Here is a 24833-nt window from a genome sequence, read left to right on the forward strand (position 1 = left end):
AGGTGAGTACGGATCAAATCATCCCCAGTTTCATCTTCCCCTCGACGCTGATCATCCCCTGATTCCACGCCGGATCCCAGACGAGTTCGACAGCTGCGTCGTCCATGTCTTCGATGGTCATGATGCGGCTTTGCGCATCGGCGGCAATCGTCGGCCCCATGCCGCAGCCTGGGGCTGTGAGGGTCATCTTCACAATGGCCTTGTTTTTGCCATCGGCATCGGCTTCGACCTTGCAGTCATACACAAGGCCCAGGTCGACGATGTTGACCGGAATTTCCGGGTCATAGACATTTTTGAGCTGGTTCCACACCTGGCCTTCAAGATCGCTGACATCGGCGGGGATGTTTGAGGAACTGCTGTCCTGCTCCTTCTTGCTCGCTTCGGGATCAATGCCCAGAGCATCCACATCACCCGCCTGAATACGGGCAAGACCGAAGTCCGTGGCCACCGTGTAGGTGCCGCCGAGCGACTGCGTAATGATGACCTTCATGCCGAGCGGCAGTTTGATCAGATCACCACTGGGAATCTGGACGGCATCGACTTCGCGTTTGAGTTCAAGGGAGGAGTGCATGGATGAAATGAGAATGAAAAAATGTAAAGACTAGCTCGTGAGGACGATTTTGATTTTGCCCTGCGTTTTGCCAGCGGCGCTAAGAGCATCGGCCAAAGTGCCGGATTGATCGGACACAACAGGAGCCGCAGCGGCACCAGCGGGTTTGTTTTCGGCTTCAAGCGCAGCACGCAGTGCTCCTTCGACCATCTGCCCACAGTGGATTTTCATGGGCGGCAGCGGACCAAGAGGCCTGCTAAGTTCCTCGGCAGACATGGAGAGCGCTTCCTCCTTCGTTTTGCCACGAATCAACTCCGTGGCGATGCTGGCCACGGCGATGGCCGTCTGGCAGCCGAAGCTCTGAAAGCTGGCCTTGTCGATGACCTTCCTGCCGTCCTTCTCTTTGTATTTGATCCACAGGCGCACCATGTCGCCACAGTCAGGACTTCCCACGGTGCCCACGGCATCGGCGTCGGGCATTTCGCCCAAGTTTTGGGTGTCCGTGAGGGCTTGCTGAAGTGCGGCTTCGTCCATGGTCGTGATTCAATCTTCAATTTCGATACGATAGCGCGGCAGGCTTGGATCAACCTCACTGCTGTAGGCGTCGATCCCGCCGGTGAGGCATTTCGTTTCGCCAAACCCATGGCCGATGAAATACGCCGCCGCATCCAGCGAGCGCGAACCGGTGTGATCATACAGCACCACCGTCTGGGTCTTGTCACCACTGGTGAAAATTTCCTGCACCAACTCCTGAGTCAGCAGTCGCGCGCCAGGCAGCTTCACCGCCTCATGCTCTTCCCGCGTGCGCACGTCCAGCAGCACAAGATCCGGCTTGTTGCGCAGCAGCACTTCCAGTTCCTGCGGGGAGATTTGCAGCGAGGCATCGCCCTGGTGGCTTTCCTGAATATGCCCCACCGCTTCAGCCACCGGGATGTTTTCATTCCGCTCGCACACCTGCGCCAGCGTCTCGCCGGGCTGAAAGCCGCAGCTGCGGCAGCCGCCAATGTGGTAGCGCGCAAACAACGCCCTCTGCGCCCCAGGGTAGGCCTGGAGTACCTGGCTCATGGTCATGTCGCCGGTCAGTGGCGGAAGTTCAGCGGTTGGCATGGTGGAAAACATGCCATAACGGCAAAACCACCCAATGCAAGCGGAGGCCCGCCAGCACTCCCCGGCAGCAGTACAATAGAACCGCTAAGGTTCACGCGGCCGATAGCTTTTGGTAGGAGTGGTCAAGCATGTCCCAGGCTCCCGGTTGGACCTCGTGTCCTCACCTCGACACTCCCTTTCGTTCTCTCGGCTCGACATTCCTCATTCTGCATTCACCTTGCCCGCCATGTCTCAAGAACTCGAGCCACGCATCCCGGTCCTGCCCACGCTGATGACGGCGGGTAACATTCTTTGCGGTTTCGTCGCCATCCTGGAGATCTTTGACGGTCGCCATCTGGCGATGACCACCTCGGTCGATCTCAACAATTACCAGCACTACCACTACGCCATCGTCTTCATCCTCCTCGCTTGCCTGTTCGATGCGCTCGACGGCCGCGTGGCGCGCATGGGCGGCACGGAGAGCCCCTTTGGGCGGGAACTGGATTCCCTGGCGGACATCGTCTCCTTCGGTGTGGCACCGGCACTGTTGGTGCATGATATTGTACTGAAAGAGATCGACACCCCCAAAGGCCTGGGCTGGCTGATCTCCTGCGTCTATTTGGTGTGCGGTGCCATGCGCCTGGCTCGGTTCAACTGCCTCGCCGCAGCCGATGTGAAAAGCAGCATGAAAGGCTTCCGCGGCTGCCCCATCCCGGCGGCGGCAGGTGTGATTTCCTCTTTGACGCTGCTCATCATCTGGCTCGACAGCACCGAGCGCGAGATCGGCAACTGGAAGTATGCCCTTGCCGGACTGATGGCGCTGCTCTCCTACCTTATGGTGAGCAATCTGGAGTACCCGAGCTTCAAGGCCGTGAACTGGCGCACGAAACGCTCCTTTCACTGGGTCCTGGTCACCATCTTCGTCATAGCCTTCACGGTCATGAACTGGCACTGGATGCCCGCCGTTCTGTTTGTCAGTTACTTGCTGTATGGCTTGGTACGTCCATGGGTCTCGCGCAAATGGCGGCAGGAGATCGAGATCGAGGCGGAAACGGTGGAGATCGACCCCGAGGCAGAGACGCTGGCACTCAATGGAGCGGATTCCGACAGTTCCGAAAAGCATCACGCGGACGGCAGCAGCACCGTGCAGATTTGAACATTTTCATTTCACGCAGCGCCGGGACTGTGTAATTGAGGGTTTCTCCAACCTCCATGGCAGATTTTTATCAGCACGCGCGTGTGCCCACCCTCCACCACCTGGCTCATGCGGACAGTTCCGCCCGTGAAACTGAGATGCTGGACTGGGCTCGGGACAAACCGGTGGCCCTGCTGCTGCCCGCGCTCTATGCCGAGTGCGAGCGCCCCGCCCTTCCTCGCATTCTTGAGGAGGTCTCCCAGGCAGGTCACATCTCTGAGGTGATCCTGAGCATGAATGGCATGGACGCCGCCGAACTCGAGCGGGCCCTGGTGCTCATCCGCAAAAACCTGCGCGGCAAGACCGCCCACATTCTTTGGAATGACGGACCGCAGCTCTCCCAAGCTTATCAGCGCATGGATCAGGCCGGACTCGCCGGACCCCATGCAGGAAAAGGCTCAAACATCTGGATGGGCATAGCCTACCTTCATGCGCGCAGTTTTGGGGGCGTCATCGTCAGCCACGACACGGACATCTTGAACTACAGCCGTGATCTGCTGTGGCGGCTCTGCTATCCGCTGCTGCACCCGCGCATGAATTATCGGTTTGCCAAAGGCTACTACAGCCGTGTGTCGGACCGCCTTTATGGCCGGGTGACGCGGCTGCTGATCTTCCCTCTCATCCAAGCATGCCGTGATGTGCTGGGCTCGAAGCCCATGCTCGAACATCTCGACAGCTTCCGCTACCCGCTCTCGGGTGAATTTGCCGCTGACATGCAGGCAATGGAATGCTTTTGCCTGCCCGGCGGCTGGGGCTTGGAAATCGCCCTTCTCTGCGAAGCCTTCCGTCATCTGCCCGGTGAGCAGCAGTGCCAGGTGGATCTGGGCTTTCATTTCGAGCACCGCCACCGCAGCCTCGCTCACGACCAGATCGGGGTCAACGAACCGGGACTGATCACCGCCGCCGCAGATGTCGCCCGCTGCCTCGTTTATCAGGTCCTCCGCGAAGCCGAGCCCCGCTCCGCCGAAAGTCTCATGCGCCTGATCATCGAACGCTACCGCCCCCGCGCCAACGAATGGCTGCAGCGTTACGAGCATGTGGCCCTGCTCAACGACCTGCGTCATGACGCAGAGGAGGAAAGTGCCGCAGTCACCGCATTCGGCCAGGCCCTGGACCGCCTGCTGCACAGTTTGGGAAAAGACACCCTGCATGTGCCGGCCATGCGCGACACCCCTGCCAGGACCCTCGCGAAGATTCCCGGGCTCGCTGCAGAGATTGTGGCGAGTGCCATCGTCGTTTGACCCCCTGCCATCCTGCTTGCTTCGCCCCTGCCCCGTGGATAAGGTCGGGACTGTTAAAATCAGCGACTGCATTCTTGCATGAAGAAATCTCCCCAGACGGCGGCCCGGCGCAAAGCCAAGGCCACTGCTGCATCACTCACACCGGGAAGTGAATCTGTTGCCACTGCTGAACAGCTGGCTCAGTTTTACAACAGCGTCGACGCCGCTCTCTTCAGCCTCTCCGTGGAGCCGGGGCAGCAGCTGCGCTTCCACTTTGCCAACCACCGTTTTCTCGTCGTCGCAGGTCTGCGGCCGCAACAGGTGATCGGCAAACGGATCGAACAAATCATCCCGGAGCCATCCTGCGCACGCGTGCTGAAGCAGTGCCGCAAATCGATCCGCAGCCATCAGACCGTTCGCTGGGATGAAACCTATCACCACTCATCGGGCATCAAATACGGCAAAATCTCCGTGACCCCGGTCATGGATGCCAAGGGCCGTGTGACTCACCTCTCCGGCAGCATCATTGACATCACCAAACGCCGCAACTCAGAGCTGGCCCTGCACGAAAGCGAGGAGCTTTACCGCCGCATCGTGCAAACCGCCGAAGAGGGTATCTGGACTATCGATGCCCGTTCACTCACCGACTACGTCAATCCCAAGATGGCGAAGATGATGGGTTACAAGCCGGAGGAAATGATCGGACGTCCCATCAGCGACTTCCTGGACGATGAGGGCAAGGCCCTGCTGACCACGCACATCAAGAACAGGAAGAAAGGAATTTCAGAGCAGTTCGAGTTCAAATACATGCGCAAAGACGGCACGCCCCTGTGGGCGTTTGTCTCCACCAATCCCATCACCAACAACCAGGGCGTCTATGTGGGGGCCATGGCACTGCTGACGGACACATCCGCACGCAGAGCCGCCGAGGCTGCCATGCGGGAGAGCAATGCGCAGTTCCGTGCCATCTTTGAGCAGGCCGCCGTCGGCGTAGCCTTGATCGACAGCAACACAGGCTGCTTTCTCAACGTCAATCAACGGGCCTGCGACATCGCCCGGCTGACACGCAGGCAGATGCTGGCCACGACCTTCATGCACATCGCCCACCCAGACGATTTGCAGGCGAATCTGGAACACATGGAGAAGCTGAAAGCCGGCAAGATCCAAACCTACACCATCGAGAAACGCCACCTTCATGCCGATGGCAGCATCACCTGGATCAATCTCACGGTTTCCCCCATGTGGAAAAAAGGCGAGCCCCCTTCGCGGCACATCGCCATCATGCAGGACATCACGGAGCGCAAACAGGTGGAGCAGTCACTGGCCAGGACGACGGAGTTGCTCGAGCGGACCGGAGAGATGGCCAAAATCGGCGGTTGGGAGCTGGAGGTGGCCTCCAAGAAATTGTTCTGGTCCCTCGAAACCTGCCGGCTTTTCGAGATCGAGAGCAAGACGACTCCTTCACTGAAACAAGCGATCAGCTTCTACGCCCACAAGGAGCAGCAGGTCATCCGGGCAGCTGTGAAAGCCGCCATCGAACACGGCACCGCCTACGATTTGGAACTGCCCGTCCTCACCGCCAAAGGACGGCGCTTCTGGGCGCGCACCCAGGGATTCGCCATTCGCAAGAACGGCCAGACCGTCAAGCTGATCGGCACGTTTCAGGACATCACCGAGCACAAGCAGGCGGAGCAGGCTTTGATTGAGAGCGAGGTTCGCTTCCGCGCCATCTTCGAGCAGGCCGTCGTGGGCGTCGGCCTCGTGGATTTCACCACAGGCCGCTTTGTGGATGTGAACCGCCGCTTCTGCACAATCATGGGCAGGTCGCGCAAAGACATGCTGAAGATTGCCTTTGATGAGATCACCCACCCGGATGACCACGCCAAGAACCATTATCTGCACAAGCAGCTCAAAGCAGCCAAGTCCTCGGAATTTCAAGTGGAGCAGCGCTACCTGCGTCCAGATGGCTCCGTGGTCTGGGTGAATCTCAATGCCTCCCTGCTCAGCACCATGAGCGGACGCCCCAACCAGATGCTCGTCATGGTGGAGGACATCACCAGTCGCAAGCTGGCGGAGGCAAACTACCGCAGGGAGCTCGGCTTTAATGAAATCCTGGCCAGTCACACATCGGCCATCATCATCCTGCTGGACCGGCACGGCAATCTGATCCACGCCAACGAAGCCACCCTCCAGATGCTCGGTTACAAACGGAAGGATCTCGTCGGCAAACAGCCGCCCTGGAAATCCGACTTCATGGAGGCTGCGGAAAAGGCGCGTTCGCAAAAGCGCTTCAAGGAAATGCTGGCCGGCAAAAACATTGACTCCAGGGAGGTCACTCTCATCGGCAAAGACCGCAAGCGCCATGTCGTCGCGCTTTCCAGCATCATCACCCGCACGCCCGAAGGCGCGGTGGACCGCATCATCGTCACCGGCACCGACCTCACGGAGCGCAATCGCCTGCAAAAAGAAGTCCTCAAAATCTCCGAGCAGGAGCAGGCGCGCATCGGACACAACCTGCATGACGGTGTCGGGCAGACAATGACGGGAGTGGCCAGCTTGATTGAAGCGCTCGAATCCGAACTCACCGGTGATCAGCGCCAGAGCGCCGCCCGCATCCATCATCTCATTCAGGAAGCCATTCAGGAAGTCCGGCGCATGTCCCACAGCTTGTCTCCGGCATCGGTGAAAAATCGCGGTCTGGGCGGAGCACTCCAGCTGCTGGCTGAAACGATCCGCACCAACCATCGCACCGCCTGCACCTGCGAAGTCAATCCTGACATCAAAATCGAGGACTCGGAAAAAGAGACGCACATCTACCGCATCGCCCAGGAAGCAGCCAACAACGCCCTGCGCCATGGCCATCCTTCCAGAATCAAGTTGTCTCTCCAACTTCTGGGAGAACACGAAGCCGTGCTGAAGATCGAAGACAATGGCTCGGGCCTCGGCAAACGCACTCACGAACATCCAGGCATAGGCCTGCGCGTCATGGACTACCGGGCCAATCTCATCGACGGCAGTCTCTCCATCAAATCCAGAGCCCGTGGCGGAGTCAGCGTCGTCTGCCGCTTTCCTTATGGCGGCGGACAGGGTTGAGGCTGCTCAAGGCAGCGTCGGCCATCCCTTAACGGTTCTCAGCCCCACGCTGGAATTGGCAATGACCATTTCGGTCTTCGCAGTTTTGCCGTCCGGACGGATCAGCGCGTAGTAGGGCTTCTCCGGTGTGCCGGGGTTGGGGTAGCGCTCCAGATCCTTGTGGCCGCGTTCCAGCACCACGACAATATAGTTCTCCTTCACCAGCTTTTTCGTTTCCGGCTGTTCCATGAAATACGCAATGCCGTAGCCTGGAAAACTCCCGTCCGCCATGGGATCAAACCCGAACAAAATGACCTGCTTTTTGTCTTTGGCGGCGCGCTTCAACGCGGCATCCACATCCCGGGCAGGCGCCATCCCAAACGCGGCACGGGAGTCAAATTCAGCCGCCTGCACATTCACACACAGCAGCGCTAGCATGAGCAAGGATAAGAGTTTCATACAGTGTTGTTTTTGACAATGCAGATCTGTCGTCCGCTTCACACTCACGGCTGCGCCAGCCACTTCTTCACCATGCTCAGGCTGCTGTTGCCATTGATGCCCGCCGAACCGGAGGCCAGGGACTTCCCTTCGGCGTTGATAAGCACATAGTAGGCCTTCTCGGCAGAGCCCGGGTTGGGATAACGTTGCAGGTCCTGATGGCCGCGCTCCAGCACGACCACGATGAAGTTGCCCTTCACCAGCTTTTTCGTTTCATCCAGATCCATGAAAAAATTGATGTCGTACCCAGGAAAGCTTCCACCCGCCTTGGGATCAAAGCCGAACAGCAACACCTTCTTCTTTTCCTTCACCGCACGTTTCAGCGCCGAATCCACATCGTGACCAGGGGCCGTGCCGAAAACCGCCCGCCCATCAAATTCAGCCGCCCGCACATTCACGCATACCAACACCAGCATCAGGAAAGAAAGGATTCTCATAGTCATTCAGACTAGCACAACGATTGAACCTTCAAGTGTCATTTGTTGAAAGTCACGACACTCTTTTAAACCATTGCTTAATCCAGTCATTTAACCTTCTTGAGTGCAATCAATTCAAGCGCTCATCGCTTCATTCCTTGCACTGACCTGCCCCCTCCTGACCACGGGTGCCAAGAACCTTCCCGGGAGCATTTCATCTGGGCGGAATTTAGTCCGTGAGGTCACGCCTGCTCGCTCCGTAATGGAGGGATGGTCATCACCTCCCTCGACTTCGGCAAACCGGGCAAACAGCAGGGCTTCCTGCAGGTCCCCTACTCCCACAACCTCGGCGGCTGGGCCAATGTGATGATCCCCATCACCATCGTCGCCCGTGGCAAAGGGCCGACCGTTCTTGTTCTCGGCGGCAATCATGGCGACGAATACCAAGGCCAGATCGCCGCCATGAAACTCGCGCGCGAGCTCACGCCTGAGAAGGTTACGGGCCGCATCATCCTGATCCCTTCGCTGAACCTGCCCGCAGCCCGCGCGGCGACGCGCCTGTCTCCGCTCGATGGCATGAACATGAACCGTGCCTTTCCCGGTGATGCCGAGGGGCCCGTCACCAGCCAGGTCGCGCATTACCTGCGCACCGTGCTGTTTCCGCTCAGCGACGTCGTCATCGACATGCACTCAGGTGGGCGCAGCATGGAGTTCGTGCCCTGCTCTCACATGCACCTCGTGCCGGACCGTGAGCAGCGTGCCAAGATGTTTGCCGCCATGCTCGCCTGGGGCACAGACTTCTGCTTCATCTACGCAGACATTGCTGGAACGGGCCTGCTGCCGGTGGAGGCGGAAAACCAGGGCAAGCTCGTCATCACCACCGAACTCGGCGGCGGCGAGTGCGTCCCCGCCAGCGTGCATCGCATCACCCAAAGCGGATTGAAAAGCGTGCTCATCCATGTCGGCGCGCTCAAAAGCCGTGTGCAGCCGCGCAAAGCCCCCGCCATCATCACCCAGGCCACCAATCGCGAGGACTACATCCTCGCGCCCGAGTCCGGCATCTTTGAAATCACCGCCGATCTCGGTGCCAAGATCAAAAAGGGCCAGACCATCGGCCACATCCATCATCTGGAGCGGCCTGATCGTGCGCCAGAACCCATCATTGCACAGAGCGCGGGTTACCTCATCACCATGCGCGCCCCCTGCCTCACCCAGCAGGGCGACTGCGTGGCGGTGATCGCAAGACAAGTCAGCGAACGTGAAGTGCTGCGCGCATGAATTCATCCCCTGCGCAATCCGCTTCTCCGAAGGCCGCTACCAGCGCCATGGCGCTCGTCGCCTTCATGTGGTTCGCGTATTTCCTCAACTACTGCGACCGCCAGGCCGTGTTCGCGATGTTGCCTTCGCTGAAAACCGGCCTCAGCATGAGCGACCAGCAGCTCGGCCTCGTGGGCACCGTGTTTCTCTGGATCTATGCCATCGGCTGCCCCATCTCCGGCTATCTCGGCGATCGCTTCTCCAAGCGCCTGCTCGTGGTGCTCAGCCTCGTGGTGTGGAGTCTCATCACCATCGGCACAGGACTCGTCGCCTCGGGTGCAACGCTGCTCGCCATGCGTGCCGCCATGGGCGTCTCCGAGTCGCTCTATATGTCCAGTGCGGTGGCGCTCACAGCGGGCGCGTATCCCGCAGCACGACGTTCGCGTGCGGTCTCCGTGCTCATGACGGGGCAGATCGCCGGCACCGTGGCGGGTAGTTGGTTCGGCGGCTGGATGGCGGACCGCGGCGAGTGGCGCGGAGCCTTCTTCGCACTCGGCGCGGTCGGCGTCCTTTATGCGATTCCTTACTTCGCCTTCCTGCGTCGCGTTGAGGAGCCGCAGGCGGACCAGAGCGCGACCACGGCGGGCATCACCTTCAGCGCCCTCGCCCGCTCCCGCACCTTCCTGCTGCTCTGCCTGGTTTTCCCCGTGTTCGTCTTTGGCCTCTGGCTGCTCTACGGCTGGCTCCCGGCATTCCTGCACGATAAGTTCCAGCTAAATCAGGCCGACGCTGCTTTCAACGCAACCGTCTTCCTTCAAACCGCGACCTTTGCCGGTGTCATTGGTGGCGGCATGCTCGCCGATGCGCTCTACCATCGCACCAAAGCCGCGCGCTTCTGGCTCATGGTCTGCGGCCTCGTCCTTTCCGCGCCCTGCATTCATGCGCTGGGAAACAGTGACACGCTGCTCGTCACCCGCATCGCCGCCACGGGCTTCGGCCTGTTCAGCGGGCTCTTCATTGCAAATATTTTCCCTGCCACCTTCGACATCATCTCCGCCACCGCCCGCGCCACCGCCGTGGGCATGCTCAATTTCTGCGGCGCCATCACCTCCGGCTTCGCCACCCTCTTCGGCGGCATGTGGAAGCAAACCCTCGGCATCGACCGCCTGCTCTCCATCACAGCACTCGCCTACCTCGTGGCCGGTGCAGCCTTGATCTTCGGCATCCGCACCTTGTTTCCACGCGATCTCGCTCAAACCCAGATCCCGTCATGAACTTCGCTCCCTTTTTCCACATCGCATGAGACTCCTGGACTGGCTCGTCATCGCAGCGTACGCCGGCGGCATGCTGGCGATCGGCCAGTACTATGCGCGGCGCAACAAGACCACCGACGACTACATGCTCGGAGGCCGGCGCATGAGCCCCTTTGCGGTGGGGCTGTCGCTCTTCGCCACGCTGACGAGTGCTCTCTCCTACCTGGCGGTGCCTGGGGAGATGATCAAACACGGGCCCATGCAGCTCGTGCAGTATGCGGTGTTTCCATTGATCGGCATCGTCGTCGGGTGGGGGCTCATCCCCTTCATCATGCGCCAGCAAGCCGCCAGTGCCTATGAGATGCTGGAGCAGCGCTTCGGGCCGAGCGTGCGTTTGCTCGGCGCCTCAATGTTCCTGGCGATGCGCCTGGGCTGGATGGCGACGATCCTCTATGCGACTTCTGACAAAGTCCTCGCCCCCATGCTCGGTCTCGGCCCGCAGGCCACGCTGCTCGCCAGCGTGGTCATGTGCATCATCACGCTCATCTACACCGCGGAAGGCGGACTGCGCGCCGTCGTCCTCACCGATGCGGTGCAGTCGTTGATCATGCTCGGCGGCGCGGTGGCGGTGATTGTGATTGTCACGGTGGATCTCGGCGGCGTCTCCGCGTGGTGGCCGCATCAATGGGCGGCGCATTGGGATGAGCCGCGCTTTGGTTTCGACTCGACCACGCGCATGACCTTCCTCGGCATGATCATGTCTTCATTCGCATGGTTTGTCTGCACCTTCGGCTCGGATCAGATGGCGATCCAGCGCTGGCTCGCCACGCGCGATGCACGGGCGGCTCGCAGATCCCTCTTCACCACGCTGGCTTCAGAAGCCTTGGTGGGCATCCTTCTGGGGCTGGTCGGCCTCTCACTCGTGGGCTATTTCACCCGGCATCCTGAATTGTTCACCGAATCCGCCAGCCTCGTCACGGGCGCTGACCGCTTGTTCCCGCGCTTCGTCATGGTCGGCCTGCCTGCGGGCATGACCGGCGTGATCATCGCCGCCGTGCTCGCGGCTGCCATGTCCAGCCTGTCCTCCGGCATGAACTCCTCCTCCCTGGTAATCACCGAAGACTTCATTTTGCGCTTGCGATCATCACCGCTCACCGATGCCGGCCGCATGCGGCTGGCCCGCTGGATTTCAGCCACCATCGGCATCGCCGTGATCCTCATCAGCCTGCTGGTCAGCCGCATCGAGGGCAATCTCCTCGATGTCTGCTACCGCGCCGTGAATCTGCTCACCGCGCCGCTGTTCGTGCTCTTTTTCCTGGCCATGTTCGTTCGCCGCGCCACGACATTCGGCGCACTGGTGGCCGCTCTGGCCAGCGTCGCCACGGCCGTGTGCATCGCCTATGCCGCTCCGCTGGGTCTGCCCCCCATCAGTATCATGTGGATCATGCCGGGATCGTTTGCCGCCGGAGTGGTCTGCGGCAGCCTCGCCAGCCTCCTGCCCGTCGGCCAGCCTTCAAAAAACATGCCCCCATGAACCGCCTCCTCCACACGCTCCTCTCCGCGGCAGCACTGGCATGCTCATCTCCACTGCCCGCTCAGAATGCACCGCTCGATGTGCTGGTCATCGCTCCGCATCCCGATGACGAGGTGATCGGCTGCGCCGGTGTCATTCTCCAGGCGCTGGAGCAGCACAAGCAGGTCGGCGTGGTGGTCATCACCAGCGGTGATGGCTATCCGGCCCTTGCAGCAGCCGCCGCCAAGAAGGACCGCGACCACCTCACTGCGGCAGATTTCATCAGCGCCGGCGCTCTGCGGCAGCAGCATTCCGTGCGGGCGCTGGCGCGCCTCGGTCTGCCGAAGGACGGCTTGATCTTCCTCGGCTATCCCGATTCAGGCCTGGAAAAAATCTACGCCATGGACGGCAGCACACCGTTCCGGCAGATGTTCACTCAGAAGAGCGCGACCTATGGCGTGACCGCGCCTGACTATCATTCCACCGTGCACGGCCAGCCCGCGCCTTATCTCAAAGCAAACGTGGTGGGTGACCTCGCGGAGATCATCCGTAACCACCATCCCCGGGAAATCTATGTCACACATGAAGCCGACACCCATGGCGATCATCGCACGGCCTTCCTGCTCGTCCGTGATGCCATCCGCTCCGCTGGCTATCACGGCGATTTCTTCACCTACGTCGTCCATGGCGCTCCGCCCGCCGCCGCGCCAGACCGCCGCGTGACCCTGCCCCCCGCGCAGTTCGAAATCAAACGCGCGGCCATTCTAGATCACCAGCAGGGCACTTCACCCATCCACGACCACCTCGCCGATGAATACGCCAAACCCGAGGAGCTCTTCTGGCGCGTCCGCGTCGAGCCTTCATCATCGAAGTAAGACACACAACTTCCCCCATGATATGTCTTCACCTCTAAACCGCCGCACCTTCCTCCACACCAGCGCTGCCGCCTTGCTCAGCCCCCGTCTGCTCCACTCTGCCACCGCAAACACGCAGCCGGTGGAATTACCCGCCGCTCATCGCGAGCTGATGCAGCAGCGCCGCCGCCGTATCGTGGTACAATACGATGCCAATGACACGATGTGGAGCTACTGGAAGCACAACCGCAACGGCGACACCTCCTTCCCCCGCTTCCGCGATGCCGTCTTCTCCTATGCAGACGAACCCGGCAGTCAAATCGACGCCATCTGGTGGGACATCGGCGGCAGTCCGCTCGGATGTTCCTACCCCAGCAAGATCGAGCTCCCGGTGGACCATCCTCTGTTAAAGCAGTGGCTGCATAATGGCGTGGACTGGGTCGAGCAGCTCATCAATGAAACCCGCCGCCGCAAGCTGGAGGTCTTCTGGAACCACCGTATCAGCGAAGTCGAATGCCTTCCCGAAGGCGGCCTCTCCAAGCAGCCTCATCCGCTCAAGCTCGCGCACCCCGAGTGGGTGGTGCCTGCCACGTGGTGGCCGCAGGGCATGTGGAATCTCGCCGCCGCCGGACTGCGTGAACACAAGGTGAATCTCCTGCGTGAACTGGTCACGCGCTACGACCTCGACGGCATTCAGATCGATTTCTCCCGCCATATTCCCTGCCTGCCCGTCGGGCATCAGTGGGAGCTGCGTGGGCAGATCACCGAATTCATGCGCATGGTGCGGGTGATGCTGCTGGACGTCGCACAGCAGCGCGGACGTCCGCTCCTGCTGGCGGCGAAGGTGCCGCAAACGCTCGCCGGTTGTCAGGCCGACGGCTTCGATGTGCAGACCTGGGCGGAGATGCATCTTGTCGATGTTCTCACGCTCGGCTCACGCACGATGGATGTCGATGTAGAAGGCATTCGTGCGGCGGTCGGCAAGACCGTGCAGCTTCAGCCCTGCGTGGACGATCATCACGCCACCGACGGCTATCGTTACGGTTCCATCGAGTACTTGCGCGGCGTCTTCGCCAATCACCTTCAACGCGGTGCCGACAGCGTGGTTACTTTCAACTGGTCCATCGGCACCGCCGCCGCCTGCCTCATCACCGGTTCTGAAGTTGGCCCGCCCTCACATCAGGCCGCCTACCATGAAGCGGGCACGCTGCAGACCATGGCAGGCAAGGCCAAGTTCTTCGCCGTCGAACGCCGCGGTGGCTATCCCTGGGCCGATGGCTTCTTCAATCGCAACGACACCGCTCCCCTCCCCTATTCCTTCTCCGACGATCCACGCACCGCGAGGTTCACCCTGCACATCAGCGATGCACCACCCACTGACGGTGTGAAGGCCAGCCTCACCCTCCGCTGCATCCTCTTTCAGGCCACCGAGTCCGACGTGATCGAACTCCGCTGCAACGGCACGCTGCTGCCGGTGACGACACGTGATCCTGAATGGAAGGACGCGCAGATCTTCTCACCCAAACCCCAGCCCACCTCCGGCTACAAACCGCGTCCCGTGAATCCCAAACAACAACTGCTACGGCTCGATTGCACCGTGCCGCTCAGCGCATGGAAGCAGGGCGTTAACGAAGTCGAAGCCCGCGTCTCCTCCGGAAAATCCGCCCTGCAGATCGAGAAAGTGGAGGCTCATGTGAAGTATGAGTTGGGCGCACCTGATCACCGCTGAGAACCCTTGTTTTAAAACCCTATGAACGAACCCGTCGTCTATCTGAACACCGGCTTCCTGCCCGCCTCGCAGGCCAAGCTGAACATCTACGATCTCGGCATCGTCCTCGGCGCGACGCTCACCGAGATGACCCGCACCTTCCGGCATAAGCCCTATCGCGCCATGGATCATGTGGCGCGGCTCTACCGCTCGCTGAAGTATTCCGGCATCGCCCTGCCCCTGTCCCCGGAGGAGATGCTGGCAAAAACGAACGAGCTTGCCGAAACCAACTGCAAGCTGCTGCGACCGGACGAAGATCTCGGCATCGTCCACTTCGTCACGCCTGGAGAAAATGCGCTCTACGCCGGCTCCGCGGGCGCTGCGGGTCCGATGACGCCAACGATCTGCATTCACTCCTTCCCTCTGCGCTTCAGCATGTGGCGGCATCTCTTCGTCGAGGGCGCGCACGTCGTCACGCCATCCATCCGCCACATCCCGCCGCAATGCGTGGAGCCCAAGATGAAGAACCGCAGCCGCCTGCACTGGTTCCTCGCCGACAAACAGTCCCAGGCCGTCGATCCGCGCGCCATCACCCTGCTGCTCGATCTCGATGGCAACGTCACCGAGTGCGCCGGTTCCAACTTCGTCATCATCAAAGACAGCACCATCATCTCCCCCACCACGCGGAACATCCTCTGGGGGGTCAGCCTGCAAACGGTGAAGGAGCTCGCCGCAGGCATCGGCATGCAATTCATCGAAAAAGACTTCCAGCCCTACGACGTGATCAACGCCGACGAAGCCTGGCTCACCACCACACCCTACTGCCTCGCCCCCTGCACCAAGATCAACAACATCCCCATCGGCACCGGCAAACCCGGCCTCTGGTTCAATACCATGCAGTCGGCCTGGAGCGAACGCGTCGGCATGGACATCGAAACACAGCTCATGCGATCCGCCCTTTGAACCTCATGAAGCCGCTCCTCATCTTCACCGCCATTCTGCTGGCGGCACTCGCCCCGCTTCAGGCCGAAGCTCCCAGTCCCGGCCAATACTCCGCCGAAAAGTTCGAGGTCAAAGCCACCCGCGGCCACAAGGCCGCCATGCGCGATGGCGTGAAACTGTCAGTGGATGTCGCGCAGCCAAAGGCTGAAGGTCGCTTCCCCGCGATCCTGATCATCACGCCTTACAGCAACAATCCCGGCTTTCAGAAACGCGCCGCATGGTTTGCGAAACGTGGCTACATCGTCGCCGTGGCAGATTCGCGGGGGCGGTTTGATTCCGAGGGCACCTGGGACCCGTTTGATCCGAAGCACAAGACCGATGGCTACGACCTGGTCGAGTGGCTGGCCTCGCGCCCGTGGTGCGATGGCAAAGTCGGCATGATGGGCCTGTCCTTCATGGGCTGGGCGCAGTGGTGGACGGCCACGCAGACACCGCCGTCGCTAAAGGCCATCGTGCCGGAGGTCGCGCCGCCGGATGCCATGTTCAACGCCCCGTATCAAAACGGCGTGCTTGTTTCCTGGATGCTCGACTGGGGCGGTGCCAATGCGGGGCGTGTCGGCCAGACCATGGGCCCGGGGCCGTATGGCGGCTTTGCCTCCGAAGAGCGCCGCCTCACGGACTACATGCAGCTGCCCTACCTGAAGCTGAATGAACTTCGCGGCGCGCTTGATGCGCCATGGTTTGAGAAGTGGATTCGCGGAAACACGTCCTCGAATCCTTACTGGCAGGCCATCGCTTATCAAAAACCGGAAGAGTATGCGAAAATCACGATTCCCTCACTCGCGGCCACCGGCTGGTTTGATGCCGACTTCCCCGGTGCGCCGATGAACTACCTCGCCATGAAGCAGCATGGCGCCACCCCGGAGTCACGCCACCCGCGCATGGTCATCGGTCCCTGGCAGCACATCATCAACTCCAGCCGCAAACTCGGCGCCTTCGACTACGGCGAGCAGGCGATCATCGACTGGGACGGCTATGTCTGCCGCTGGTTCGACCACTGGCTCAAGGGCATCGACAACAACGTGATGAATGACGCGCCGGTGCACGTCTTTGTCATGGGCCGCAACCAATGGTCCGCCGAGCAGGACTGGCCTCTCCCTCAGACACGCTGGACCAAGTATTACCTCCACAGCGGCGGCCACGCGAACTCCAGTAGCGGCGACGGCGTGCTGGGCACCTCACCACCCGCAGCCGGAGAGACCGCGTCCGACTCCTATGTCTATGATCCCGCCAAACCCACGCGCTCACCCTTCACCGGCGGGCATCTGGAAGACGGCGCCGCGGACACGCGCAAGTCATCCACCGGCCCCGATGTGCTCGTTTATACCACACCGCCGCTGGAGGAGGAAGTCGAAGTCACCGGCCCCATCACCGCCAAGCTCTACGCCGCCACTTCCGCCCGCGACACCGACTGGATGGTCCGCCTCATCGACGTGCAGCCAGACGGCTTTTCCGCCCTGCTGTGTGAAGGCGTCATGCGCGCCCGCCATCGCGACCCCGACCACAACGGCTCGTTCAATCCGGCGAAGCTCAGCCTCATCACGCCCGGTCAGGTCCATGAATACACCATCGAGTTCTGGCGGGCGACTTCCAACGCCTTCTTGAAAGGCCACCGCATCCGCGTCGAGATTTCCAGCAGCTACTTCCCCTACTACCTCCGCAACCTCAACACCGGCGCGGACAACATCGGCCTCGAAACCACCAGCGTCGTCGCCACGCAAAAGGTGATGCACAGCATAGGCCAGGCCTCCCACGTCGTGCTGCCGGTGATTCCTCGCAAACACCCATGAGCACGCAAATGAAAGCACTTCTCTGCATCGCCCTCCTTCTCGGCCACTCTCGTGCTGCCGAGCCTCAGGACATCGCCTTCAAATCCACGCTCGATGGCACCGAGCAGCGTTACGTGGAGCTCCTGCCTGAATCCTTTGAGCCCATGATGGCGCATGATGTGCTGATCGCCTTTCACGGCCACGGCTCCGACCGCTGGCAGTTCATCAAAGACTCACGCGGCGAGTGCAAAGGACTGCGCGATGTTGCCGAAACGTTTGGACTCATCTTCATCTCGCCCGACTACCGCGCCAAAACCTCGTGGATGGGCCCCGCCGCGGAGGCCGATGTGGTGCAGATCATTGCTGAATTAAAAACTCGCCATCATGTGAACCGTGTCTTCATCGCGGGTGGTTCCATGGGCGGCACTGCGGTGCTGACCTTTGCCGCGCTGCATCCTGAGTTGGTCGCAGGTGTGTGCAGCCTGAACGGCATCGCCAATCTGACGGAGTATGACAAGTTCCAGGACGCCCGCACAGCTTCTTATGGCGGTTCTAAAACAGAGAAGCCCGACGAATACCAGAAGCGCAGCGCCGAGCTCTGGCCGGAGAAATTCACCATGCCAGTGGCCTTCACCACAGGTGGTAAGGATGACGTGGTGCCACCGCAGAGCGTGCTGCGACTTGCGGAGAAGTTAAAGCAGGCCAAACGCAAGGTCCTGATCATCCACCGTGAAATGGGCGGACACTCGACGATCTATGAAGACACCGTCGCTGCAATGGAGTTCGTGCTCCGTGAGGCAGGCTCACTGACATTTGAGCAGGAAGGTGTGTGGATGGCGAAACTAGCCACGTCTCCGATAATCCAACGTTCCAATGCCGAACGGGAGCGTTTGACCGCAGATATGGGCCTTTTTTCCGCAGGCGTGGAGCACGCGCTGTCCTTTGACACCGCCTTTTCACCGGCCGACATCCGGCTCATCGAACGAGCCGTCGAGCGGAACACAGAACGTGCGGTCTCCGCGACGGCTCCGTGGACCACCAAGCACGGCAAAGTCATTCGAGGCTTCTTCTCCGCCATCGATGGCTCGATCCAGCCCTACGGCGTGATCATCCCCAAGAGCTACGACGGCACCAAACCCATGCGATTGGATGTCGTGCTGCACGGCAGTTCCAAACCCGTCGGCATGAGCGAGCTGAAGTTCATCAGCCGTTTCGATGAAGGCGACGAAGAGAAAGGCAACGCACCCGACGTGGACTACATCGAGCTCCACCCGCTCGGTCGCGTGGAGAACTGCTACCGCTTGGCGGGCGAGACGGATGTGTTTGAAGCCATCGAGGCCGTCTGCCGGAACTACAAGATCGACCGCGATCGCATCGTGCTGCGCGGCATGTCGATGGGCGCTTCCGGCACCTGGCACCTCGGTTTGAAGCACCCGGACCGCTTCGTCGCCATCGGCCCCTACTGCGGATATGTGGACACGCATCGCTTCTCGGAGACGCCCATCCCCGGCTTTATCAAGGTCGGCCCGCTGCCACCGCATCAGGAGATCGGCCTGCACATGCTCGACTCCGTGGACTACGCCGCAAACGCCACCATGGTGCCGGAGATCGCCTGCATCGGCGACAAGGACACCTTCTTCCAGGCGCACGTCATCATGGGCGAAGCCTTCGCCAAAGAAGGCATTCCGTTCACCAATCTCATCTCACACGGCACGGGGCATGTCATCGATCCCAAAACACACGCCGAGCAGATGCGCCGCATCGGTGAATACGCAGCAAAGGGTCTCGATCACGATCCGCAGCAGCTTCGCTTCGTCACCTGGACACTCAAATACAACCGCTGCCACTGGCTCGAACTCCTCAGCCTCGGCAGGCACTACGAACGCGCCGAGTTCCGCGCCAGCGTGACTGCTGATGGCATCGACGTCAGCGAAGTCCGCAACATCACCCGCTTCGCCATCCACCGCCCATTGAAGACGATGCGCATCGCCGGTGCCGACATCCCACTGCCGCCGCACCAAACCTCCGACGCCCTCGTCTTCACCAAGACTGGCGACACCTGGCGCTGCGATGGCTCGCGCAAAGAGATCGAGCTCACCGGCAAGCAACCCGGCCTGCAAGGCCCCATCGACGACGCCTTCGCCACGCCCTTCCTCTGCGTGCGCGGCACCGGCAAACCCTGGAACCCCGCAGTCAACACCTGGGCCGCGGCCGAATTGCAGCGCTTCGAATACGAATGGGCCCGCTACATGCGCGGCCCCTTGCCCGTGAAGGATGACACCGAAGTCACCGAGGACGACCTGCGCGATAAAAACCTCATCCTGTTTGGCGATCCCGGCAGCAATCCCTGGATCGCCAAAGCACTGCCTCAGCTCCCGCTGACATGGACGCGCGAGGAGCTTCGGCTTGGCGCGGAAACACAGTCCGCCCAAGATCATTCCCCCGCCTTCATCACCGCCAGTCCGCTCGCCAAAAAACGCTACCTCGTCATCAACAGCGGCCACACTTTTCACGAGAAGGAGTTCTCTGCCTTCAACTACCTCCTCTTCCCACGTCTCGGCGACTGGGCGGTGATCCAGGTGGGCGCAGAGGAAAAAATCATCCGCGCCGGATACTTTGATGAGGAATGGCGGAAGGCTGGCGTTGTTGCACCGTAGAATAGCTTTCTCATGCCCCGAATTCTCATCGCTGAATGCAAACAGGAAGTCTCCACCTTCAATCCCTTCTTGAGCGGATACGACGACTTCACGCTCCGTCACGGTCAGTCGATTCTCGACTACCACCGTCAGGTGCGCAGTGAAGTCGGCGGAGCCTTGAGTGTGTTAGATGCAACGCCCGGCGTGGAGCTCGTTCCCACCTGCAGCGCCCACTTCATCACCTCCGGAGGCACGCTGGCGGATGCAGCGTTCGAGCGCATCGCGGATGAGCTGCTCTCCAGCATCAAGGCGGCACCACCCGTGGACGGCATTTACTTTTCCCTCCATGGCGCGATGGCCACGCAGAGCCTGGATGATCCGGAAGGCTGGCTGCTGCAGCAGACGCGCAAGATCGTCGGCGAGCAGGTGCCCATCGTCGTCTCCCTCGATCTCCACGGCATCCTCACCGACCTCATGCTGGAGCAGAGCGATGCCGCCGTCGCCTTTCACACCTACCCCCACGTCGATTTCTTCAGCACCGGCGAGCGTTCCGCGCGCCTGCTCCTGCGCATCGTCGCTGGCGAGGTAAAACCCGTCACGGCCAAGGTGCGCGTGCCAGCCCTCGTGCGTGGGGATGAACTCATCACCGCCTCCGGATCCATTCATCATGCGGTGAATGCCGCGATGCAGGTCGAGCAAAGCCCGGGCGGACTCTCCGCCGCGATGATGTGGGGCAATCCCTTCACCGATGTTCCCGCCCTCGCCTCGAACAGCTTCGTCGTGACAGACAACGATCCCGCCCTCGCCGAACGCGAAGCCCTGCGCATCGCCGGCTTGTTCTGGGAGCATCACGAAAAGATGCAGGTCCCCCTCACCAGCCTCGCCGATGCCGCGCGTCAGACCATCGAGAACTCCTCCGGCACCGTCGTGCTCGTGGACGCGGCAGATGCCACCAGCTCCGGTGCCTCCGGCGACAGTAATGCAATCCTTCGCGCATTGCTCGATGCAGGCTACGCAGGCACTGCCTTGATCCCCATCGTCGATCCCCCTGCGGTGGACGCTGCTTTCCGCGCCGGCGTCGGCCATGCAGTCAAAACCACCGTCGGCGGCGCGCTGGATCCCGCCCGCTTCACACCACTTCAAATCGAAGGCCGCGTGCGCATGCTCTCAGACGGCTGGTTTCACAGCGAGACCACCCGCGAACTCTGGCAGGCCGGACCCACCGCCGTGATTCAGACCGGCGACATCACGCTCATCGTCACCAGCCGCGCGGTCAGTCTCTATGATCGAGCCCTGTTCCTCGCGCACGGTTGCGATCCCCAGCACTTCGGCGCTGTCGTCGTGAAGTCGCCGCAGTGCGAGCGCCACATGTTCAAAGACTGGGCCGCACGCTACATCGATGTCGATGCGCCCGGCTCTACCAGCGCCAATCTCCGCAGCCTCGGCCACACCCGCTGCGCCCGTCCCATCTTCCCGCTCGATACTGAAGTCCCCTTTCAACCCCAGGCCCAGCTCTTCCAACGTCACCCATGAAAATCCGAGAAATCCGCTGCGCAGGTTTGCGCGGAGCCACCCCCGAAGGCGGCTGGAGCAACGAACTCCGCCCCGAAGACTGCGTCCACACCCTCATCGCCGTCCACACCGATGAAGGTGCCATCGGCCTCGGCAGCGTCTTCACCAATGATGCCCTCGTCCGCGCCGCGCTTGCCGTACTTGAGCCCCTCTATCGTGGTGAGAACGCTCTCGAACCCGAGCGCGTCAGCGAGAAGCTGCATCAAAACATGTTCTGGCTCGGTCGCGGTGGCTCCATCACCCACACCATCAGCGGCATCGACATCGCCCTGTGGGATCTCCTCGGCAAAGCCACCGGGCAGCCCGTCGGCCGCCTCCTCGGCGGTCGCTATCGCGAGCGCGTGCAGCCCTATGCTTCACTGCTCATGGATGAGCCCGCAAAGCTGCTTGACCATCTTCTCCAAGTGAAAGCCCAGGGCTTTCGCGCCTTCAAAATCGGCTGGGGTCCCTTTGGTCGGCGCAATGCCGCCACGGACGAAGCCATCGTCCACGCTGCACGCGAAGCCGTGGGGCCGGACAACAAGCTCATGGTCGATGCCGGTGGCAGCGACGCCCATTGGACCAACGGCTACAAGTGGGCCCTCAACACCGCCAAGATGCTCGCCGATTACGACGTGCACTGGTTTGAAGAAGCCCTCACGCCCGACTCCCTTGAAGACTTCGCCAAGCTCCGCGAGCACTCACCCGTGCAGATCAGCGGCGGCGAAGTTCTCACCCGCCGCCAGGCCTTTCAGCCCTTCCTCGAAGCCCGTGCCTTCGACATCATCCAGCCCGACGTCACCAAAGTCGGCGGCATCAGCGAAGAGCGCCGCATCGCCTGGATGGCGCAGGAGCACGGCGTGCAGTTCATCCCCCACGGCTGGAACACCGCCGTCGGCCTCGCCGCAGACCTCCATCTCGCCTCCGCCTTCCCCGGCACCGATCTCGTCGAATACCTCACCGGCTCCCCCTTCATCGACGAAATCACCCTCGGTGGCTGGACCCTCGATGCCGACGGCATGCTCGCCATCCCCACCACCCCCGGCCTCGGCCTCGAACTCGATCCCGACGTCGTGAAAAAATACACCGGCGGCGAGAAGCTTCTGGATTGAGGTCGCCGTTCGATACTGCCGCGGATCATCCATCTGCAATAGCAAAATGGCAGAGGGTGACGCGTGGCAGTAGATCTCGGCAGTGATGATCTGTGGCCAGGGCCACGAGGGCCAACCTGCGGTCATCTGACCCTCTTATCCCTCCGGGGTGTCCTGGCACATTGGATGATGCCGTAAAAAAGGCACGGGCGGAGAGAAGCAACTGGTCTGACCTCCCTTGGATCGATATGGCAATACGCGCATTTATTCACGCGTGCGAAACCTGAAACAATGAGGCGCATTCAGCGCCACCACCTCTTCAAATCAAGAGGTGGCTCGGGACGGAATCGAACCGCCGACACGGGGATTTTCAATCCCCTGCTCTACCGACTGAGCTACCGAGCCTCTGACTTGAAGGGCCGGTATAGGAGCAAGCTCCAATCATGACGCAACGTGTTTTTCACGTGTCGCGCAGATTACTCGTCACTTATTTTCCTTTCGCCGACATCGCGATCAAAACCCAGGCGGCCATGAAGCTCAATCCGCCCAGTGGAGTGACGGCTCCCAGCCATTTCGTACCGGTGTAGGCAAGCACGTAAAGCGAGCCGCTGAACAGCAGGATGCCCACGAAAAAAAGACGCCAGGCCCAGACCATGATCGGCTTGCTGCTGGCTAGCAGCGTGAGCAGCAGCAGCACAACGGCATGCGGCAGCTGATACTGCACCGCCGTCTCCCATTGGGCGAGTTCACCAGCAGCCACGAGTTTGTCATGCACCGGCCCGTGGGCGCCCGAAGCCCCAAGAGCGATGGCAAGGAAGCCCATGAGGGCAGAAAGGCGAAGTCGGAAAGGATCGGGCTGCATAAGATGAGGATGACGCTTGTAGCATGACGAATGGCGAGAGCTGCACAAGCGCTCTGTTTCTCCCGCATCACCTCCCCTGCCCCATCCTTCAGCAGCCTTATCCTTCTTCCGCTACCTTCACCTGTTGGATACTCCCGGCCGCCCATCCATCCCGCGCTTCGGATATAAACCGCGCGACTTGCAGCAGATCCTTGCTGCCCGGCAGCGACTCCACACCACTGGCCACATCCACAGCCAGGGGCTGCGTCTGCTCCACCGCCTGACGTACGTTTTCCGGGGTCAGCCCCCCGGAGAGCAGGAAGTGCTTGGTGGGAAACATTTCCTTGGCACGCACCGCGAGCTCCCAGGGAAATGCATGCCCGCCACCGCCGTAGGTACCGGGATTGTAGGCATCGAGCAAGATCGAATCGCACGGAAACTCACCGATCTGCGCCAGAGACGCCGCATCTCGCACCTGCAGCGCCTTGATGACGTTCACACCGCGCTTCATCAGCCGCTCCACATCCGCCGGCGCTTCATCACCATGGAGTTGCAGCGCTTGAAACAACTGGCTGGAGATCGCCGCATCCAGCAGCGCTGCATCCGGATTCACCAGCACGGCCACCAAGGCATTCTTTGCCGCCACATTCTGCAGTGAGTTCACCGCCACCTCCAGGGGCATGTGGCGTTTCGACTTGGACCAGAAATTGATGCCCACGGCATCAGCACCCAGCGCAAAGATCACCGCAGCCTGCTGGGGCTGGGTGATGCCACAAATTTTGACACTGCGACGCTGAGGATCAGGAAACATGAGGGGGAGGGAAAGATGGAAAGGTAAATCCTTGGCGCTCTGGCAGCAAGGATGCCGTCACGGCAAGAAGAACATCGAGCTTCGGCGGCAGCGGCATGCTGCCACGCACTCGCACATCACGCTGCAGTTCCTGAAACCGCAGCGCATCCCCAGGCTGAATCAGAAAAATCACCGGCGGCGCGGCATGCGCACCGGGATGCACCATCGGGTAGGCCTTGCTCAGCAGGCGGTCGAGCATGTCGCCCGTCATGTCTGGCAGCGGCAGAGAGAACAAAAACAGCGAGTACTCACGCTGCAGCGCCAGCTCAAAGGCACGCTCTCCGCTGGGTGCATCATCCACCTCGCAGATTCGGAAGGCCATCAGCGCCTCGCGAATCACACGCCGGTAGGGCAGGCTTGCCTCTGCCAGCAGGACACGTGGAATGGCTGGCGCGATCGGCGCAGATGCAAAAACGGTGTCAGATGCCGTTACCGCAGCAGGCTTCTCGACCGGGGCACTATTCATGGAAA

21 protein-coding genes and 1 tRNA gene are annotated in these 24833 nt (G+C 61.0%); 13 read left to right on the forward strand and 9 right to left on the reverse strand.

Features of this window, described 5'->3' with window-relative positions:
• Positions 1–13: 13 nt before the first annotated feature.
• The 3 genes from sufT to AC3RLQ_RS09280 are packed head-to-tail and all read right to left on the reverse strand — an operon-like array spanning position 14 to position 1657.
• A complete protein-coding gene (sufT, locus tag AC3RLQ_RS09270) occupies positions 14–571 on the reverse strand; it encodes a putative Fe-S cluster assembly protein SufT (protein WP_422321308.1) in 558 nt (185 codons plus the stop codon).
• 30 nt (positions 572–601) lie between these two features.
• Positions 602–1084 carry an iron-sulfur cluster assembly scaffold protein gene (locus AC3RLQ_RS09275; RefSeq protein ID WP_493036428.1) on the reverse strand — a complete coding sequence of 161 codons (483 nt, stop codon included), beginning with the start codon at positions 1082–1084 and terminating at the stop codon, positions 602–604.
• A gap of 9 nt (positions 1085–1093) precedes the next feature.
• Positions 1094–1657 (reverse strand): rhodanese-like domain-containing protein, encoded by a 564-nt coding sequence (locus AC3RLQ_RS09280; protein WP_493036430.1) that lies wholly within the window; start codon positions 1655–1657, stop codon positions 1094–1096.
• 226 nt (positions 1658–1883) lie between these two features.
• Here AC3RLQ_RS09280 and pssA point away from each other — a divergent pair, with 226 nt between their 5' ends.
• The 3 genes from pssA to AC3RLQ_RS09295 all read left to right on the forward strand — a co-directional run bounded on the left by pssA (position 1884) and on the right by AC3RLQ_RS09295 (position 7144).
• Complete coding sequence (gene pssA, locus AC3RLQ_RS09285) at positions 1884–2792, forward strand: CDP-diacylglycerol--serine O-phosphatidyltransferase (RefSeq protein ID WP_493036432.1); 909 nt, start codon at positions 1884–1886, stop codon at positions 2790–2792.
• 56 nt (positions 2793–2848) lie between these two features.
• Positions 2849–4072 (forward strand): glycosyltransferase family protein, encoded by a 1224-nt coding sequence (locus AC3RLQ_RS09290; protein ID WP_493036434.1) that lies wholly within the window; start codon positions 2849–2851, stop codon positions 4070–4072.
• A gap of 78 nt (positions 4073–4150) precedes the next feature.
• Complete coding sequence (locus AC3RLQ_RS09295) at positions 4151–7144, forward strand: PAS domain-containing sensor histidine kinase (protein ID WP_493036436.1); 2994 nt, start codon at positions 4151–4153, stop codon at positions 7142–7144.
• Between the two features lie 6 nt (positions 7145–7150).
• Here AC3RLQ_RS09295 and AC3RLQ_RS09300 read toward each other — a convergent pair whose 3' ends face one another.
• Together AC3RLQ_RS09300 and AC3RLQ_RS09305 are read right to left on the reverse strand one after the other, a co-directional pair.
• Positions 7151–7582: a thioredoxin domain-containing protein gene (locus AC3RLQ_RS09300; RefSeq protein ID WP_493036438.1), complete on the reverse strand. Its 432-nt coding sequence runs from the start codon at positions 7580–7582 to the stop codon at positions 7151–7153.
• Positions 7583–7626: 44 nt separating this feature from the next.
• A complete protein-coding gene (locus tag AC3RLQ_RS09305; protein WP_493036441.1) occupies positions 7627–8058 on the reverse strand; it encodes a hypothetical protein in 432 nt (143 codons plus the stop codon).
• 249 nt (positions 8059–8307) lie between these two features.
• On the opposite strand from AC3RLQ_RS09305, the gene AC3RLQ_RS09310 reads away from it, so the two are divergent.
• Genes AC3RLQ_RS09310 through AC3RLQ_RS09355 form a run of 10 tightly spaced genes read left to right on the forward strand, consistent with a single transcriptional unit; the run spans position 8308 to position 22692 of the window.
• Positions 8308–9315, forward strand: coding sequence for a succinylglutamate desuccinylase/aspartoacylase family protein (locus AC3RLQ_RS09310; RefSeq protein ID WP_493036443.1), 1008 nt, complete (start codon positions 8308–8310; stop codon positions 9313–9315).
• A complete protein-coding gene (locus AC3RLQ_RS09315) occupies positions 9312–10568 on the forward strand; it encodes an MFS transporter (RefSeq protein ID WP_493036445.1) in 1257 nt (418 codons plus the stop codon). Before AC3RLQ_RS09310 ends, AC3RLQ_RS09315 begins: the two co-directional genes overlap by 4 nt.
• A gap of 25 nt (positions 10569–10593) precedes the next feature.
• Positions 10594–12081, forward strand: a complete 1488-nt coding sequence (locus AC3RLQ_RS09320) for a sodium:solute symporter family transporter (protein WP_493036447.1) — start codon at positions 10594–10596, stop codon at positions 12079–12081.
• Entirely contained in the window at positions 12078–12935 is an 858-nt protein-coding gene (locus AC3RLQ_RS09325) for a PIG-L deacetylase family protein (protein WP_493036449.1), read from the forward strand. The genes AC3RLQ_RS09320 and AC3RLQ_RS09325 overlap by 4 nt, the downstream gene beginning before the upstream one ends.
• 22 nt (positions 12936–12957) lie before the next feature.
• The gene (locus AC3RLQ_RS09330) at positions 12958–14643 is read left to right on the forward strand and encodes a family 10 glycosylhydrolase (protein ID WP_493036451.1); all 1686 of its coding nucleotides are present in this window, start codon (positions 12958–12960) and stop codon (positions 14641–14643) included.
• Between the two features lie 21 nt (positions 14644–14664).
• Positions 14665–15585 carry an aminotransferase class IV gene (locus tag AC3RLQ_RS09335; RefSeq protein WP_493036453.1) on the forward strand — a complete coding sequence of 307 codons (921 nt, stop codon included), beginning with the start codon at positions 14665–14667 and terminating at the stop codon, positions 15583–15585.
• 5 nt (positions 15586–15590) lie between these two features.
• Positions 15591–17414 carry a CocE/NonD family hydrolase gene (locus AC3RLQ_RS09340; RefSeq protein WP_493036455.1) on the forward strand — a complete coding sequence of 608 codons (1824 nt, stop codon included), beginning with the start codon at positions 15591–15593 and terminating at the stop codon, positions 17412–17414.
• A complete protein-coding gene (locus tag AC3RLQ_RS09345) occupies positions 17411–20050 on the forward strand; it encodes a prolyl oligopeptidase family serine peptidase (RefSeq protein ID WP_493036457.1) in 2640 nt (879 codons plus the stop codon). Before AC3RLQ_RS09340 ends, AC3RLQ_RS09345 begins: the two co-directional genes overlap by 4 nt.
• A 12-nt stretch (positions 20051–20062) precedes the next feature.
• A complete protein-coding gene (locus tag AC3RLQ_RS09350; RefSeq protein WP_493036459.1) occupies positions 20063–21562 on the forward strand; it encodes a M81 family metallopeptidase in 1500 nt (499 codons plus the stop codon).
• Positions 21559–22692, forward strand: coding sequence for a mandelate racemase/muconate lactonizing enzyme family protein (locus tag AC3RLQ_RS09355; protein WP_493036461.1), 1134 nt, complete (start codon positions 21559–21561; stop codon positions 22690–22692). Before AC3RLQ_RS09350 ends, AC3RLQ_RS09355 begins: the two co-directional genes overlap by 4 nt.
• Before the next feature lie 311 nt (positions 22693–23003).
• On the opposite strand, the gene AC3RLQ_RS09360 is transcribed toward AC3RLQ_RS09355, so the two are convergent.
• The 4 genes from AC3RLQ_RS09360 to AC3RLQ_RS09375 form a co-directional block, all read right to left on the reverse strand.
• A tRNA-Phe gene (locus AC3RLQ_RS09360) sits at positions 23004–23076 on the reverse strand.
• 82 nt (positions 23077–23158) lie between these two features.
• On the reverse strand, positions 23159–23533 hold the full coding sequence (locus AC3RLQ_RS09365; RefSeq protein WP_493036463.1) for a DUF423 domain-containing protein: 375 nt from the start codon (positions 23531–23533) through the stop codon (positions 23159–23161).
• 97 nt (positions 23534–23630) lie between these two features.
• A complete protein-coding gene (locus tag AC3RLQ_RS09370; protein WP_493036465.1) occupies positions 23631–24323 on the reverse strand; it encodes a phosphoribosylanthranilate isomerase in 693 nt (230 codons plus the stop codon).
• Positions 24313–24828: a PleD family two-component system response regulator gene (locus AC3RLQ_RS09375; RefSeq protein ID WP_493036467.1), complete on the reverse strand. Its 516-nt coding sequence runs from the start codon at positions 24826–24828 to the stop codon at positions 24313–24315. Before AC3RLQ_RS09375 ends, AC3RLQ_RS09370 begins: the two co-directional genes overlap by 11 nt.
• Positions 24829–24833 lie beyond the last annotated feature (5 nt).

This window comes from Prosthecobacter sp. GW821-HT29F12, assembly GCF_058803405.1.